This window comes from Sphingomonas sp. LHG3406-1, from assembly GCF_029637485.1.
Taxonomy (GTDB): domain Bacteria; phylum Pseudomonadota; class Alphaproteobacteria; order Sphingomonadales; family Sphingomonadaceae; genus Sphingomicrobium.
On the sequence record NZ_CP069128.1, the window covers coordinates 1,114,460 to 1,130,788 of the forward strand.

Sequence of the window (16,329 nt, forward strand, 5' to 3'; positions counted from 1 at the left end):
CCCCTGCCCTTCACTTATCCGCCTGACACGTTAGGAGAGCAGGCGTGGCGCTGAGCAAGCCCTCCCATGGTCGCTGGACCGAACGTTACCCGCTGGCAAGGCTCGGACTCGCCGGCGATCTTGCGGTTGCGCTGGCGGCGACCATCGTAGCCACCTTCACGCGCTTCCTGATGGACAGTCAGCTTCCGCCAGGCTTTCCCTTCCTCACCTACTTCCCGGTGGTCATCGTCTCGGCCTTCGTGCTCGGCACCCGGGCCGGCGCCCTGACCGCGCTGCTCAGCGGCATGGCTTCCTGGTACTGGTTCCTGCGGCCGACCGACGCCTTCGTCCTGACCCACAATGGGCAGGTGGCGCTCGCCTTCTACGCCTTCATCACGGTCACCGAGATCGCGCTCGTCCACTGGATGCAGCGGTCCAACCGCCTGCTGGTCGCCGAGCGTGAGGCCAATGCCCGCCTCGCCGAGACGCGCGAGCTCCTGTTCCGCGAGCTTCAGCATCGTGTGTCGAACAACCTGCAGATGGTCGCCGCCCTGCTCACCGTCCAGCGTCGCCAGGTCAGCGACGAAAGCGCCCGCGCTGCGCTCGACGAGGCCGCACGGCGGCTCCAGACCGTCGGCAAGATCAGCCGCCAGCTCTACGATCCGTCGGGCGAGGCGCAGGATCTCGGCAGCTTCCTCGACCAGCTGGCGCGGGACGTCATCGAGACCTCGACCGATCGCAAGATTGCGCATGAGGTTTCGGCCGACCGCAAGGCGTCGATCAGCCCGGAAGCCGCCATTCCGCTCGCCCTGGTGGTCGCCGAGAGCATCGCCAACGCCATCGAGCATGGCTTCACCGCCACGCAGGACACGCCTCGGCTCGACATCCGGCTGACTCACCCCGCTGGCGAGCTGCTCGCCGTGGAGATCGAGGACAATGGCCGCGGGCTGCCAAGCGGCTTCAAGCTCGAGAGCAGTGATAGCCTCGGCCTCAGGATCGCGACCATGCTGGCCGGGCAGCTCGGCGGCACCTTCACTTTGACGGCAGGCGGGCGGGACAGCGGCGCGCGCGCCAGGCTCGAACTGCCGCTGAGCGCGGCCTAGGCCTTCTTCAGGACCACGCCGACAGCGGCGATCCGCTCGGCTCCGGCCTTGGCATAGGTCTGCTGCTCCAGCTCCTCGCCGAATATGTCGGGGTCGAGCTCCTCGTACCGGAGCGCCGCATCGGCCTCTTCCGCCAGTTCGGCCAGCGCGCCGAGCAGCCGGTCCTCGCCGGCGACAATCGGGCTACCGGTGTAGAGGAGCATGGTGCCGCCGGGCGCAAGCCGTTCCAGCGACTGCCGAGCCCAGTCAAGCGACAGGCCGGCGCCGAGCATCTCCCCGCCATCGCGGTAGTTGCGCTTCTTGGCGTCCGCCATGAACGGCGGATTGGCGATGATGAGGTCGGCCGGCTCTTCCACCGTCTCCAGCCCACCTTCGACGATCGACACCTCCATGCCGGCCGCCAGCGCGTTGGCATTGGCGAGCGCCAGTGCCGTCAGGTTGATGTCGGCGAGCGTCAGCCGCTCCGGCTCGAGCAGGCCCGCCGCGCTGATGCCCCCGGCCCCGCTTCCGGCGCCGAGATCCACCAGATGCCGGGGCGTGTCGATGTCCTCCGCCTCCGCCTCGACGAACCGGGCGAACCGGGCGGTGTCGGGTCCGAAGAAGACGCTGTCCTCGTCATCGGTCGGGAAAGCGGAATGAAGGAACAGCCGGCCAGATAGCGAGGACACACGGACCAGGCTCCGCAACGTGCCGCCGCTCTCCTCGACCGCGCCGCCCTCGCGCAGCAGGTCGAGCAGGTCGGCCGACAGCAGGTCGCGCGTGAAAGGCAGGCTCCAGCCGAACACGTCGCGCAGGTCGCGCGCCTGCTCGCCCTTGCGCCGACGCAGGATACGCTCCTGCGTCGCCGGCGTCACAGTGGTGAAGGCATAGCCCTCGTTGTCGAGCGTCTCGATCAGGGCGGCCAGTGGTTCGGGGGAAAAGGTCATCGGCAGGCGGGTAGCAGGGGTGGCTCGCAACACAAGCGCAGGCCTAGCTCACCCCAAGCATGTCCCGGTAACGTTCGAAGCAACGTTCACCGCACTTCAGCCGCATCAGCGCGCCTTCGGCCATGGCGCGGGCGCGGGCCGGACCCTGCTCGCGATCGCCAACCAAAGGTGCGATCGCTTCCTTGTTCCACTCCTCGCTATGCTTGATGTCGAGCACGGCGTGAAGGTCGAAATAGCGGCGCATCTTCGCCTCCAGGCCGAGCCGGCGCATGGTGCGCGACACCGCGGCCGACCGGGCAGGCGCGGTGAGTTCGATCACGCCAAGCGCCCCGACACTGTGCCAGGCATAATCGCGGTTCGTCGCCATGCCGGTCATGGCATTGGCGAGCGCCAGGCTCTCCCAGCAGGTGGTCCCGATCCTCGGCTTCAGTCCCAGTTCCTCGACCACGAACTCGAGCATCGGCCCGTGCATCGCCTTCATGTTGCCGCGGCCCATCTCGTCCCAGTAGTTGCGGGCAAGCTCCATCTTCGCACGGTCCGGCAGGCGCACCTGGGTCAAGGCGACGAGATCGTCGAAGCCCGCCTCGCCGGCGGCCTCCTGGGTAAGGTAGATGCCGAGGTCATCCAGCGTCGCCTCGGTCTCGAGCCAGTCGAACAGCCGGTCGTGCTGCCCCGGGCCCTCGGCCTCGAGCGCTTCGAACCAGGCGATGAAACCCTCGACATCGGTCGGCGCGGCCGCAGCCTCGTCCTGCACCTCGGCGCGCAGTTCCTCGAGGAAGCCCATTTCGAGCCGCACCATCCGCGCGTCGCGGTCGATGCGCCCGCTGCCGACTGGCCCGGGGAAGGAAGGAGCGAGCCGCTCCCGGTTCCAGTGGCTGAGTGCCCGCTGGAAGACGTCGTTGAAGAACTGCGACCCCGACAGGGTCGACTGGAAGCGCGTGGCCATTGTTTTCTCGCGTGGATTCAGGGGTTGAGGAGCAAACGGGCCCGCGACCCCTTCTGTTCCGGTCCTGGACGAAAGCCCGCCCGTGCGTGCAAGGTGCAAGAAACCGGTCGCCGGCCGGGGCCTCCGGCGGACAAAAGAACATGCCGATCCTGCTCGCTTCCAAGGCCGCGGCCGCGCTCCCGATCCGGGCTGAGCCGTCCATGCTCGCCGACGATCCGACCGCCTTCCACACCGGCCTTCCGGCGATGGGCTATTCACCCGGCAAGCGCCACCTCACCGGCGCGCCGTACCCATTATCGAGGGAAGCAGCGACACCCACTGGGTCGCGCTCGGCGGCTGCAACGAAACAACAACTTGATTGGCGGCTCAATTTGGGAGCTTGGGCGACAGCGGCGCTTCGTTACTGGCGAGATCGACCTTCTTCAGGGCCATCGTTACGCCGACACAGGCCGCGAATATCGCAACTGTGTGAATGTTATAGAGCGCGCCATCGATAAACGAATAGAAGGCCAGACCGATGATGGAGCAGACCAGCGGCAAGGTTTCCGGCGAGCTTCGCTCCAGCGTCTTTCGCGCCGCCCAAACAGCCAGGATCACGACGAGCACGAGCCCGACAACACCCCATGCGAGCAGCACTTGAAGAATGATATTATGCGGATGGAAGCACCAGATGATGCCAGTCAGGATTTCTGTCTGGCCTTCGCCATATCCGAACCACGGGCGCTGCGAAATCAACTCGATGACGTCGCGCCAAAGCTCGATTCTGCCATTGTCGCTGCTTTCGGTCATCCGGTTCACACCGATCAGGGAAGCCGGCGAAGATGCCGATCGGGCAAGCGCCGCACCCACAGCGGCACTCACCAAGAAGCCGCCCCACACTTCGAACCGGCGAACAGTTGGAAAAAGCAGAAGACTGGCTGCCAGGGTGCCCGCCGAAGCCACCACGGCACCCCGTGATCCGGACCAGAACACCAGCATGAACGCGGCTGCGAGGACCGGAAGCGGCCAAAGCTTGCCTTTGCCAAGCAGGCCAAGGCAGAGCCCGATCGCCACAGCCGCGTAGATTGCAAATGAGCGCGGGTTGCCCAGGCCCGGCATCTCTCCAACCCAGGCGAAGTCAGGCGGCGCCGTGAGCGCAAGATAGCCGATCAGAGCAGTGCAGAGAACAAATCCCCACAACAATCCCGCGATCAGGTCGGAGGCGCGAAACAAATAAGCCGCGGCGAATCCGAAGAGCACGTGGAGAGTCCACAATTCGGTCATCAACAATGCCTTGCGGGGATCAGGCGAAAAGAAGACCATAGTCCAGGCCAAGGTCAGCAGGGCCGCCAAGCACATGGTCGGCGAGTTGCGGCGGATCCTCATGCCCTGCAGGAAAGCGGCGATGACGGTGGCAAGCTCGGCCACGACGATCGTGGGAACGTACACCTTCATCAGCCATGTCTGCTCGTGGTTTCCCCACGTCATCAACATCAGCAGTGCAGGCGCCAGGCCAAAGGCCCCGCATAGTAATCGCCCGAGCATGTGGTGATTACTACCGCGTTCCAATTTACGCGTCATCCTGCTTCCTCGGCAAGCCATTCGAGCCTTGGCTAACAGGTCTCACGCTCGAATGATTGGGGCGGTCATGCTCGGTTCCGGTGTTGTCACGGCGACTGCCAGGACGCGATCTGCGCGATCGCTTTCGACGGCTACACAGCGCTTGGAACGTCCGACTATCCGGTGATCATTGGACCACTGTTGCAATGTCGCCGTTCGAGCCCCCGCTCGTGAACCAACGGCGATCGCCTCGGGGCAGCGGGCAGCCAAGAATTTCGACTTGCCCTGCGGTGGGGAACCGGTCGCCGAGCTGTGCCGATGCCTGCCCGATCCAAGCGAAAGGTCCAAGCGGACGCTCTGAAATGGCTTCGCGAGGGCCTCACCAGCAGCTCAGGCGAGTGCCGGCTCCATGCAGCTGGGACCTGCCCTGCACGGCCTCTCGGGCGTGGTTCTCAAGACCATGCCAAGGCCGTCGCCTGCGCCTCTGCTGATCAAGACAACTTCTCCGCCCCGCTCACGCCGGCATCAAGGCACCGCGCAGGATCTTCTGCTCAAGCGCCCTACCCGCACCAAGGGCCACGCAGTCCATGGGATCGTCGGCGATGTGGACGGGGAGCCCTGTCGCCTCGTGAAGCAACGTATCAATCCCACGAAGCAACGAGCCCCCGCCCGTAAGGGTGATTCCGTGGTCTATGACATCGGCGGCGATTTCGGGCTGAGTATGCTCAAGAGCCGTCCTCACCACCTCGATGATCTGGCTGACTGGCTCGCCGAGCGCCTCCGCCACCTGGGCTTGAGTGAGTTGCACCTCGCCCGGGACACCCCGCGTGACGTCGAGCCCGCGAACCTGCGCGATCAGACCGCCCCCATTCGAAGGCCGAAGCGCCGATCCTATCTCGAGCTTGATCCGCTCGGCAGTTCCCTCACCGATAAGAAGATTGAACTTGCGGCGGACATAAGATGAAATGGCTTCATCCATACGGTCGCCACCAACCCGGGCCGACCGGCAATAGGCCAGCCCCTGAAGCGAGATAACTCCAACTTCGGTGGTTCCGCCCCCGATGTCGACGACCAGCGACCCCACTGGGTCCGCCACCGGAAGCCCGGCCCCGATCGCTGCAGCCATGGGCTCCTCGATCAAGGAGACGCTTTCCGCTCCAGCACTGCTGACGGCATCGCGAATGGCCCGGCGCTCGACGGAGGTGGCGCCCGACGGAATGCAGATGACGACCTCCGGCCGCCGCTTGAAGCGGCTCTGGCCGCCCCCGGCCTTGCGGATGAAATGCTTGATCATCTCTTCAGCGACTTCGAGATCGGCAATGACTCCGTTGCGAAGCGGCCGAACGGTTCTGACGTTCTGCGGCGTTTTGCCCAGCATCAGCTTAGCCTCGTTCCCGACGGCCCGGACCTTCTGGATGCCGTCAACGGTCTCCAATGCCACTACGGAAGGCTCACGGGTGACGATCCCGGCCCCTCGGACATACACCACGGTGTTGGCGGTCCCGAGGTCGATGGCAATGTCGCGAGACGATGAAAAAAAGAGGCTACGCACAGGACCCCCGGATTCGGATTGCGGTCGAAGAATAGGCTTGCGGCACACGCTTTAACTGCAACGATAGGGGCCGCCAGTCGCTAACGGCTGTTAGCAGTAAAGCGCGCGAAAAGTGCGCTGAAACGTGGGGCTCGCCGTCAGCAGAACTCGCAAGTGCCCCACCCCGAACCCTTCAAGAGCTGCCGTTCAGCGCCGTTTTGCTTTTCCTCGAGGGGCCCGCAAGAGGATCATCCGGCCTCAGGGTGATCTCGAACTCACGTCGATTCACGAGCAGGTTGAATGAGCTCTCCGATACTCTCGGCCAGCTTTTCGAACGAAAACGGCTTGGTGATGAGCAGCATGCCCGGTTCGAGGAAGTCGACCAGTGATGTCGCATGCTCGGCATAGCCGGTGATGAACAGGATCGGCAGGTCAGGGCGAATGCGGCGGGCTTGGTCGGCCAGATCGCGGCCGTTGATGCCCGGCATGCCGATGTCGGAGATCATCAGATCGATCCGCTCGTCGGACTCGAGACAGGGCAAGGCGGCCGAGGGGTCAGCGATTTCGATCGCTTCGTAGTTCAGTTCTTCCAGAACTTCGCGGACGAGCATGCGAACGGCATCCTCGTCCTCGACGACGAGTACCCGCTGGCCGGCGCCCTTGGCGGCGGGAGGTTGCTCGGCGCTTTCGATCGGCGCGCTGATGCGGCTGGTCGGCAGGTACAGGCACACGGTGGTGCCCGCGTCGGGTTCGCTTCGGATCTGCACGGTGCCGCCGCTCTGCTGGGCAAAGCCGTAGACCATGGACAAGCCAAGGCCGGTGCCCTGTCCCAAGGGCTTGGTCGTGAAGAAGGGCTCGAACACCTTCTCCAGCACCTTGGGCGGCATGCCGCTGCCGGTGTCGACGACGGAGATGCGCAGGCTCTTGCCGTTTCCCGTCTCCGGGCCGGCGTCCGGGTTGTCGGCGAGCGCCGCAGCAATCACCAGCTCGCCACCGTCAGGCATCGCGTCGCGAGCATTGAGCGCGAGGTTGAGAATGGCGTTCTCGAGCTGGTTGGCGTCTGCCAAAACATTGGGAAGATCGTCGGCGATTTCGAGCCGAAGCTCGATGTTCTCCGGCAGTGCATGGGAGACGAGCTGCGCCACTCCCTGAAGCACCGCGGCGACGTCGAGCGGCTTGGGATCGAGCGGCTGGCGGCGCGCGAACGCCAGCAGACGATGCGTGAGTGAAGCGGCACGCTCTGCCGACTTCAGGGCCGTCTCAAGATAGCGCTCGAAGCCGTCGAAGCGATCGTCGGCGAGACGCCGGCGCATCATGTCGAGCGATCCGATGATCCCGGTCAGCATGTTGTTGAAGTCGTGCGCGATGCCGCCGGTCAGTTGGCCGACCGCTTCCATCTTCTGGCTTTGGCGAAGCGACGCTTCGGCGCGTTCCCGCTCCGCGACCTCTTCCTTGAGGCGCTGCATCGCCAGTTCGAGCTCGGCCGTCCGCTCGCGCACCTGGCCTTCGAGCTGATCCGCGGCCCTCGACAGTGCCAGGCGCTGCTGGTGCAGGTCGACGAACACGCCGACCTTGCTGCGGAGGATGTCGGCCTCGATCGGCTTCTGGATGAAATCGACGGCGCCCGCTTCATAGCCTCGGAAGCGGCGGTGGGTGTCGCCACTGCCGGCCGTCACGAAGATGATCGGCACCCGCCGCGACCGCTCGTTGCCGCGCATGAACTCGGCAAGCTCGAAGCCGTCCATGCCCGGCATCTGCACGTCGAGCAGGGCCAGTGCGACGTCGTGCTTGAGCAGGAGCTCGAGCGCTTCCTCGCCGGACCGGGCGCGCAGGAACATGAGGTTGTCGGCCTTCAACAAGGCCTCGAGCGCAAGGAGGTTCTCGTCGAGGTCGTCGACGATCAGCAGGGGCACGGGCGTGGCGGTGTCGGTCATTGAGCTCCCACGCTGAGCAGGTAATCGGTGATGGCGTCGAGCGACAATGCCCGTGCGGCAGAGCAACGGGCAAGGGCGGCGGCCGGCATGGTGGCGGCATAGGCGGTTGCGGGGTCCTCCACCAGCACGGTTCCGCCGGCCTCCTCGATGAGGACTGCACCGCGTGCGCCATCCTCGTTTGCACCGGTCAGCACGACACCCAGCAGCCCCGCGCCGAAACTGTCCGCCGCGCTTTCGAACAGGACGTCGATGGACGGGCGTGAGAAGAGGACCGGCTCATCGGCGGAGAGGGAGATGCTGGCGTCGGGCTCGACCAGCAGGTGATAGCCGGGCGGTGCGAAGTAGATGGTGCCTGGCAGGATGGATTCCTTGTCGTCAGGCTCGACCACCGCCATCGCGCACTTGGCCGAGAACAGGGCGGTGAGCCCCGACGGCGCGGAAGGAACATGGACCACGATCAAGATCGGCAGGGAGAAATCGTGCGGAAGCCTCGGGAGGATCTCCGACAGAGCCTGCACCGCTCCCGCCGAAGCTCCGATCACGATCGCAGTCGGCGCCTGCGCGGTCACGCATCACTCCGCTGGTAGATCTTCTCTTCGCGCACGAAGTCGGTGAAGGCATCGACATGCTCGGAGAAGCGGAGGGTTTCCTTCGACCCGAGGCCAAGGAATCCGCGCCGGGTGAGGGAATCGCGGAACAGGCCCACCGCACGGTCCTGGAGTGGCCGGTCGAAGTAGATCATCACGTTGCGGCACGACACCAGCTGGCACTCGGTAAAGACCTCGTCACTGACCAGGCTGTGATCGGAGAAGACGACCTGCGCCCGCAGCTTCTTGTCGAACGCGGCCCGTCCATAGGCGGTGGTGTAATAGTCCGCGAGCGAGGTCCTGCCTCCTGCCTGCTGGTGGTTGCGGGTGAAGGCAGCGATCCGGTCGAGCGGGTAGATGCCGCTCCGGGCGACATCGAGCGCCGCCGGGTTGATGTCGGTGGCGTAGATGATGGTCCGGTCGAGCAGCCCCTCTTCGAGCAGCATGATGGCGAAGGAATAGACTTCCTCGCCATGGCTGCAGCCGGCGACCCAGATCTTGAGCGAGGGGTAGGTGCGGAGGTGGGGAATGACCTTCTCGCGCAGCGCCCTGAAATAGCTCGGATCGCGAAACATCTCGCTCACCTGCACGGTCAGGTAATCGAGCAGCCGGCCGACCATCGCATCGCTGTGCAGCAGTGCGTCCTGCATCGCCGAAAAGGTCTGGAAGCCGAGCTGCTCCCTCGCCTGCCGGAGGCGGCGCTTGATCGATGCCCGCGCATAGTGGCGGAAGTCGTAGTGGTAACGCAGGTAAAGCGCTTCCAGCAGGAGCTGGATCTCGATATCCTCGACCGGTTCGGTGGGCTCCCTGCTCACCGCGGCATCCACACCCGGACGAGCGACAGGAGCTTGTCGACGTCGAGGGGTTTGGCCATGTAGTCGCTGGCGCCGGCCGCGAGGCACTTCTCCTGGTCGTCCGGCATCGCCTTGGCGGTGAGCATGATGATCGGCAGCTTGCCCCAGCGCTGGTCGTCGCGGATCCGCCGGGTCGCCTCAAGGCCGTCCATCACCGGCATCATCACGTCCATCAGGACGAGATCGATCGGATCACCGCCCGTGCTGGCCTTGCCGAGAGCGTCCAGCGCCTCCTGACCGTTGCGAGCGATGGCGACGCGCACGCCGCGCGGCTCGAGGATGTTGGTGAGCGAATAGACGTTCCGCACGTCGTCCTCGACGACAAGGATCGTCCGCCCCTCCAGCAGGGCATCGCGGTTGCGAGCCTGCTGGATCATCCGCTGCTGTTCCGGCGGAAGCTCCGAGACGACCTGGTGGAGGAACAGGGTCACCTCGTCGAGCAGGCGCTCGGGCGACTTGGCGCCCTTGATGATGATCGAGTTCGAGTAGCGGCGCAGGCGCTGCTCGTCGGCCTGCGACAGGTCGTGGCCGGTGTAGACGATCACCGGCGGGAAGCTGTGGCCACCTTCCTTGCTCAAGGTCTCGAGCAGCGAGAAGCCCGAGGCATCGGGTAGCGAGAGATCCAGGACCATGCAGTCGAAGGTCTCCTCGCTCAGCAGCTTGAGGCATTCGGCGGCGGTTCCGACCCCCACCGTCTCGATTTCCGGCCCGGCCAGCAGTCTGGCGACGGCATCGCGCTGGGTTTCGTCGTCCTCCACGATCAGCACCCGGCGCATGGTGCGGGTGAGCTGGGCTTCCAGCGTTCCCAGCGCCTGCGCCAGTTCCTCGCGCTTCACCGGCTTCACCAGATAGCCCATCGCGCCGAGCGAGAAGGCCGTCTGCGTCTGATCGCTGGCCGAAATGACATGGACGGGAATGTGCCGGGTGGCATCTTCGCGCTTCAGCCGGTCAAGCACCGCCAGCCCGGACTGATCGGGAAGCCCCAGATCGAGGACGATGCCGCTCGGCTTGTGCTCGCGCGCCAGTTCCAGCGCTTCCTCGGCAGTGCCGGCGACGAGCGTCTGGAAGGAGGCCTCCCGGGCGATGTCTCGGACGATCTTGGCGAAGGTGCGGTCATCTTCCACGATCAGCAGCACCCGGCGGCCAGCCCCGAGCTCGTCACGGTCGTCGTCGAGCGGCGCCGACCGGACAGCCTTGCGCTTCGGCTTGGCCGGCGCGGACACCGGATCGGCGAGGGCATGAGCGGAAGCGCGGGCCGGCGCGGCGGGTTGCGGCCGGGAAGGCACCAGCGCCGGATCATAGTCCAGCGGGATGGTGACGGTGAAGCTGCTCCCGGCGCCAGGTTCGCTCTTGAGCGCGATCGCTCCGCCGAGCAGCCGGGCGAGCTCGCGCGAGATGGAAAGGCCAAGGCCGGTGCCGCCGAACTTGCGGTTGATCGAGCCATCGGCCTGCCGGAAGGCTTCGAAGATCGCCTGCTGCTGCTCGGGCGCGATGCCGATGCCCGTGTCGGTGACGGTCAGGGCAAGTCGGTCCCTGCCCGCCCTGGCGATGGCAAGGGTGACCGAGCCGGCCTCGGTGAACTTGAACGCATTGGCGAGCAGGTTCTTGAGTATCTGTTCCAGCCGCTGGCGATCCGAGACGATGGCTGCGGGCGCAGCCTCATCGATGTCGATCTCGAACGACAGGCGGCGCTCGGCCGCAATCGGATCGAACGTCCGCTGCAAGTCCTTGACCAGCCGCGCGATGGCAACATCCTCGGGCCGCACTTCGACGTGGCCCGCCTCGATTTTCGACAGATCGAGAATGTCGTTGATGAGGTTGAGGAGGTCGTTGCCGGACGCCTGGATCGTGCGGGCATATTGTGCCTGCTCGTCGGTCAGGTTGCCGGTCGGGTTGTCGCCGAGCAGCTTGGACAGGATCAGAAGCGAGTTGAGCGGAGTCCGCAGCTCGTGGCTCATGTTCGCCAGGAAATCGGACTTGTACTGGCTGGCCTGTTCAAGCTCGCGCGCCTTGGCCTCGACTGCGGAAGTCGACTCGGCGAGGTCGTCTCGCTGGCGTTCGAGCAGCTGTGCCTGCTCCTCAAGCTGCGAGTTGGTCTGCTCCAGCTCGACCTGCTGCTGCTCGAGCCTCACCGCCGATTCCTTGAGTGCCCGGCCCTGCTCCTCGAGCTCCTCGTTGGACACCTTGAGCTCCTCGCTCTGGACCTGCAGCTCTTCCGACTGGCGCTGGGTTTCCTCGAGCAGAAGCTGCAATTCCGTGCGGTACTTGGCTGACCGCAGCGCGGTCCCGGCCGGTCCCGAAATCTGCGCAAGAAGCTCCATCACCTTCTCATCGACTTCCCGGAGAAAGCCGAGCTCGATGACTGCGTTGACGACCCCTTCGGCATGCAGCGGTGCGATCACGAGATGGCGCGGCTTGTCACGACCGAGTGCCGAACCGATCGTGAGATAGCCTTCGGGCACGTCATCGACGATCATCGGCTCGCCGGACTCGGCCACTCGGCCCAACAGGCCCTCCCGCAGAGCAAATCGCTGCGTGACATTCGCGTCGGCCGGCACTCCGAGCATGGCCTTCCGCTCGAACACGCCATGCTCGCCCTTGAACAGGACGCTCGCCTGGGCACCGGTGTAGCTGGTCAGGAAGTCGACGATGTCGCCGCTGAGGTCGCGGACATTCTTGTCGCCGAGCATCGCCTGGCCGAGCCCGACCTCACCCGATTGCAGCCACAGTTGCCGCCGCCGGGCAATGGTCGTGCGATGAGTGAGGAAGCCGATCCCTATCGTCAGCGCCATGCCGAGCAGGGTCGCCATGATCGCGCTGAGAGTCGCGGTGCGGAATGCCGCGTCCCGCGAGTCCAGCCGTGCCACGCGGTTCCGACGCTCCTCGGTGCGCAACTGGGCGATCCTCGCCCGAACGGCATCCATCTCCGCCTTGTCGCGGTCAGCGTCGATGGTGGCGAGGGTCCCCTCGAGGCCACGGCTCTGCCGGATTGCGATGGAGCGGGCGAGCCCTTCGAACTTGGCTGCGACCTGTGGGCGCAATGCGCGCAGGTTGGCCTGCTGCACCGCGTCGTCGCGCGTCAGGCGATCAAGGGCTTGGAAGCTGTTGGCGCTGCGGACCTGGGCGTCGCGATAGGGTTCCAGATAGGAAGGATTGCCGGTCAGGAGGAATCCCCGCTGCTCGGTTTCCGCATCCTGCATGGCAGACAGAAGGTCGCCAAGGCCGGTGATCACTTCATGAGTAGCGGTGACCCGGTCGGTCTCGGTCCGGACCGCCTGGATGTTGAGATAGGTAATGACTCCGGTCGCAAGGAAGAAGACAAGCGCCGCGACTACCCCGACGATCGTTCCAAGGTTCGCTCGGTCGGCAGAAGCGCTCCCGTGGTTCTTCTTCATGGCTTTCGGTAATTCCCCTGGTCTGGCGCAAACGCGCGTTTCCATGCCGGGGTGACTTTCGCAACCTCGAATCGAAGTGCGGGGTATTGGTGGGCGCCTTCGCCATTCAGCAGTCGGATGCTTCGATCAGCTTGGGCGGGGGACCTCGTCGACCACCAGTCTTTCCGCTTGCCACCACAGGTCATTGTCCGGCCGGCAAAGGATCCTTCGGTCCTGATGTCGGCATCGATCCGCCCGTGACCCCGTTCCGCCGTTGGTCGAAGGACAGTTGCGGCAGGGCCCGGGAGGCGGGACGGTGCAGGCGTCATCAGCATCACCGGGAAACATCGCCTTGAACGCTTCCGCGAGCCGCCTTCTGGGCGCCTTCCTCTTCTCCACTGCGATCATCGACCCCGTTTCCAGTGCCGCTGCTCAGTCGGCAAAGATGGCAACGCCGACGATCCCCTTCGCTGAACGCAAGCTCGCCAACGGGCTTCGGGTGATCGCCATCCGCGACACCAGTACGCCCGACGTGACCGTCTCGATGTGGTATGAGGTGGGATCCAAGCACGATCCCGCGGGTCGCTCCGGCTTCGCCCACCTGTTCGAGCACATCCTCAGCCGGAAGACGGTGAACATGCCGTACAACGCCATCAACAAGATGGTGGACGACATCGGCGGAACGCGGAACGCCAGCACCTGGTACGACCGGACCAACTATTACGAGACGGTTCCTGCCCAATATCTCGAGCGCATGCTGTGGACCCATGCCGAGCGCATGGCCCGGCCGGTGATCGACAAGGAAGTGTTCGAAACCGAGCGCAACGTCGTCAAGGAGGAGCTGCGCCAGCGGGTGCTCGCTCCGCCGTATGGCCGGCTTTATTCCTTTGCGCTTGGCGAGAACGTCTACAACGTCCTGCCGCACCGGCGGCCCACCATCGGCAGCATCTCCGACCTTGACAGCGCCACGCTCGAGGATGCGCGCGCGTTCCACGAAGCCTTCTACGGCCCGGACAGCGCAACCCTTATCGTGTCCGGCAACTTCCAGCCGGCGCAGCTCGACGCGCTCGTGAACAAGTATTTCGCCGCAATTCCCCGGCGCGCCCGCCCGGCCAGCCTCGCCATCAAGGGCAAGGACCAGCCGCTGACAGGACGGAGGGTCAACGCGACCGGGCCCAATGTGCCCTTGCCGGTGGTCGGCTCGGCCTGGCAGACGCCGGGCGCCGCAAGCCCCGACATGGCGGCGCTGGAAGTGCTCGACGGAATTTTCAGCCGGGGCGACAGCAACCGTCTCCAAACCGCCCTGGTGAAGCCGGGCTTGTCGACGCAACCGATCAGCCGGCTCAACGACACGGAAGAACAGGGCTATTATGCGCTGATGGCCATAGTCGCGAGCGGGGGCGAACCGGAGGTGGTCGCGACCGAGCTGGACCGGGCGCTGGATGCATTGCGCAAGACTGGCCCGACTGCGGCGGAGCTTACCGAAGCCAAGAACGAGCTGCTCTCGGCCGGACTGCAGGAGCGTGAGGTCGCCAGCAGCCGCGCCTTCACCCTCGGCGAGGGCCTCGTCCGCACGGGTGATCCGCGTGCCGCCGACAAGCGTCTGGCCGCCATCACGCGGGTCACCGCCGCCGATGTCCAGCGCGTCGCCCGCACCATCCTCGATCCTGCGAGACGGATCGAGCTTCGCTACGCCAGGGGCGACGGCGACGCCAAGGGCTGGGCCAATCCCACGCCCCTCCCCCGCTTCTCCAGCCCGCCGCCCGCCGCGCAGCCGCCGCTGGCCCTTCTGCCCGAGGGTCAACGCCAGGCGCCACCCGCTCCCGGCACGCCGGCCACCTACGCAATGCCGAGCCTGACCGAGGTGACGCTCGCCAATGGCATGAAGCTGGTGACTGCCCGGACCGGGACGGTGCCGCTGGCGACCCTGACCGTCGCCATTCGCGCGGGCTCGGCGGTGGAGCCACGCGGCAAGGCCGGTCTGGCTGCGATGGTCGCCGAGATCGCCAGCAAGGGCACGACCACCCGTTCGGCCGACCAGATCGCGGCCGGTCTGGAGAGCCTCGGTGCCGAGCTTTCTTCGTCGGCGTCGCTTGACGGAACGGTCCTGTCGGTGACTGCGCCCGTCGCGACCCTACCGCAGGCGGCGGAGATCCTCGGCGATATCCTCGCCAACGCGACCTTCCCGGAAGAGGATTTCGCCCGCGAGCGGAAGCGGGCCCTCGATGGGCTCCAGGTCGCGCTCAAGGATCCCAACCAGATCGGCGGACGCGTTCTGCCGGCGGTGCTGTTCGGCACTGCGCCTTATGGGGCTGTACCCGGGGGCACCCCGGCCACGCTGGCCGCGCTGAGCCGCCAGGACCTTGCGTCCTTCCGCCAGACCTGGTGGCGCCCCGACCTCACCACTGCCTTTGTGTCAGGGGGGATCGACCCGGCACAGGCAAGGCAGCTGACGGATCGTGCCTTGGGGCGCTGGCGAGCCACAGGGACCGTCCCCGCACTGCCGGCCGACGTGGCTGGAAGTGAGCAGGCTCCCCGCACGCTGGTCATCGATCTGCCTGGGGCAGGACAGGCGACCGTGATCGCCGCCGTGCGCGGGATCTCGCGCGGAGACTCGGCCTACTATGACGCCCTGCTCGCCAACAGCATTCTCGGCGGCTCGTCGACCGGGCGACTGTTCCAGGAGATCCGGGTCAAGCGTGCGCTGAGCTACGGCGCCAACAGCTCGCTTGCGGCCGGTTTGGGCGGCGGCACATTGTCGGCCAGCGCTTCCACCAAGAACGAGAGCGCGGCGGAAGTGGCGCAGGTGTTCCTCGAGGAATTCTCGCGGATCGGCAGTGAGCCGCTCAGCGCTGCGGACGTCGAGAACCGCAAGACGTTCATGGTCGGAAGCTTTCAGCGCTCGCTTCAGAGCAGTGCCGGCTTCAACGCCAACTTGGCCGGAGCGGCGCTCCGCGGCGTTTCGCCGGGCGAGCAGCTCTCCTACGCGGATCGGGTGCGCTCGGTCGGCGGGACTGCGGCCACGTCCGTGATGGGACGGCTCCTGCAGCCGAACCGGGTCAGCCTGATCATCGTCGGGGATTCGTCGAAGTTCATCGATAAGCTGAAGGCACTCCGCCCCAACGTCCAGATCGTCCCGGCCGACAAGCTTGATCTCGCCACCGCCGGCTTGGCTTCGGGGCAGTAGATCGAGGACTGCTTGCCGATGGGACTGGGCGACAGCTCAGGCCCGTCGGTGGGTCGTGTTGGCGGCATCGCGGTGACATCGGCCGGTTCGGTGCCGCATGTGCCGGTGATGTGGAGCCCTCCCGGAAATCATCTTTGATATCGGGCTCAACCGAAACCCGCCGTTCCGCTTGCCACCGGGAGCAGATGACCGGGTCAACCAGCTCGAAGTTCGGCGACCCGCAGCTAGCGGACAATCCGCCGGCCGCACGCGTGCGGCCATTGGGACCGTATCACCAGCGATCTCCAGCCCGCGTTTCACCCTGTTGCCAACGATGAGTCCCAAGCTAGTCTCGGCGCAAAGATTGCTGCAGGCCCTTGCGGCAGTAAG

The 16,329-nt window shown here is 65.7% G+C and carries 10 protein-coding genes; 2 read left to right on the forward strand and 8 right to left on the reverse strand.

All coding sequences use genetic code 11. The annotated features are described in order from the left end of the window. Positions 1-44: 44 nt before the first annotated feature. Positions 45-1,082 carry a histidine kinase dimerization/phosphoacceptor domain -containing protein gene (locus JOY29_RS05355; RefSeq protein ID WP_300975159.1) on the forward strand — a complete coding sequence of 346 codons (1,038 nt, stop codon included), beginning with the start codon at positions 45-47 and terminating at the stop codon, positions 1,080-1,082. Here the strand turns inward: JOY29_RS05355 and JOY29_RS05360 are convergent. The 8 genes from JOY29_RS05360 to JOY29_RS05395 form a co-directional block, all read right to left on the reverse strand. Further along, positions 1,079-2,008 carry a methyltransferase gene (locus JOY29_RS05360; RefSeq protein ID WP_300975160.1) on the reverse strand — a complete coding sequence of 310 codons (930 nt, stop codon included), beginning with the start codon at positions 2,006-2,008 and terminating at the stop codon, positions 1,079-1,081. The two genes, JOY29_RS05355 and JOY29_RS05360, sit on opposite strands and share 4 nt — an antisense overlap. 43 nt (positions 2,009-2,051) lie before the next feature. Further along, entirely contained in the window at positions 2,052-2,954 is a 903-nt protein-coding gene (locus tag JOY29_RS05365; protein WP_300975161.1) for an iron-containing redox enzyme family protein, read from the reverse strand. Positions 2,955-3,320: 366 nt separating this feature from the next. After that, positions 3,321-4,514, reverse strand: a complete 1,194-nt coding sequence (locus tag JOY29_RS05370; protein WP_300975162.1) for an O-antigen ligase family protein — start codon at positions 4,512-4,514, stop codon at positions 3,321-3,323. 493 nt (positions 4,515-5,007) lie between these two features. Further along, complete coding sequence (locus tag JOY29_RS05375; protein ID WP_300975482.1) at positions 5,008-6,045, reverse strand: rod shape-determining protein; 1,038 nt, start codon at positions 6,043-6,045, stop codon at positions 5,008-5,010. A 254-nt stretch (positions 6,046-6,299) separates the two neighbouring features. Continuing rightward, positions 6,300-7,958: a response regulator gene (locus JOY29_RS05380; protein ID WP_300975163.1), complete on the reverse strand. Its 1,659-nt coding sequence runs from the start codon at positions 7,956-7,958 to the stop codon at positions 6,300-6,302. Next, positions 7,955-8,527, reverse strand: coding sequence for a chemotaxis protein CheB (locus JOY29_RS05385; protein WP_300975164.1), 573 nt, complete (start codon positions 8,525-8,527; stop codon positions 7,955-7,957). Before JOY29_RS05385 ends, JOY29_RS05380 begins: the two co-directional genes overlap by 4 nt. Further along, entirely contained in the window at positions 8,524-9,360 is an 837-nt protein-coding gene (locus tag JOY29_RS05390) for a CheR family methyltransferase (RefSeq protein ID WP_300975165.1), read from the reverse strand. The genes JOY29_RS05385 and JOY29_RS05390 overlap by 4 nt, the downstream gene beginning before the upstream one ends. Then, entirely contained in the window at positions 9,357-12,794 is a 3,438-nt protein-coding gene (locus JOY29_RS05395; RefSeq protein WP_300975166.1) for a response regulator, read from the reverse strand. Before JOY29_RS05395 ends, JOY29_RS05390 begins: the two co-directional genes overlap by 4 nt. A gap of 331 nt (positions 12,795-13,125) precedes the next feature. On the opposite strand from JOY29_RS05395, the gene JOY29_RS05400 reads away from it, so the two are divergent. Then, a complete protein-coding gene (locus tag JOY29_RS05400) occupies positions 13,126-15,960 on the forward strand; it encodes a pitrilysin family protein (protein ID WP_300975167.1) in 2,835 nt (944 codons plus the stop codon). The last annotated feature ends 369 nt before the right edge of the window (positions 15,961-16,329 follow it).

Bases quoted from the DNA above. Each gene is read 5' to 3' on its own strand.
- JOY29_RS05370 (WP_300975162.1), bottom strand. From the start codon at position 4,514: ATGACGCGTAAATTGGAACGCGGTAGTAATCACCACATGCTCGGGCGA.
- JOY29_RS05360 (WP_300975160.1), bottom strand. From the start codon at position 2,008: ATGACCTTTTCCCCCGAACCACTGGCCGCCCTGATCGAGACGCTCGAC.
- JOY29_RS05395 (WP_300975166.1), bottom strand. From the start codon at position 12,794: ATGAAGAAGAACCACGGGAGCGCTTCTGCCGACCGAGCGAACCTTGGA.
- JOY29_RS05380 (WP_300975163.1), bottom strand. From the start codon at position 7,958: ATGACCGACACCGCCACGCCCGTGCCCCTGCTGATCGTCGACGACCTC.
- JOY29_RS05365 (WP_300975161.1), bottom strand. From the start codon at position 2,954: ATGGCCACGCGCTTCCAGTCGACCCTGTCGGGGTCGCAGTTCTTCAAC.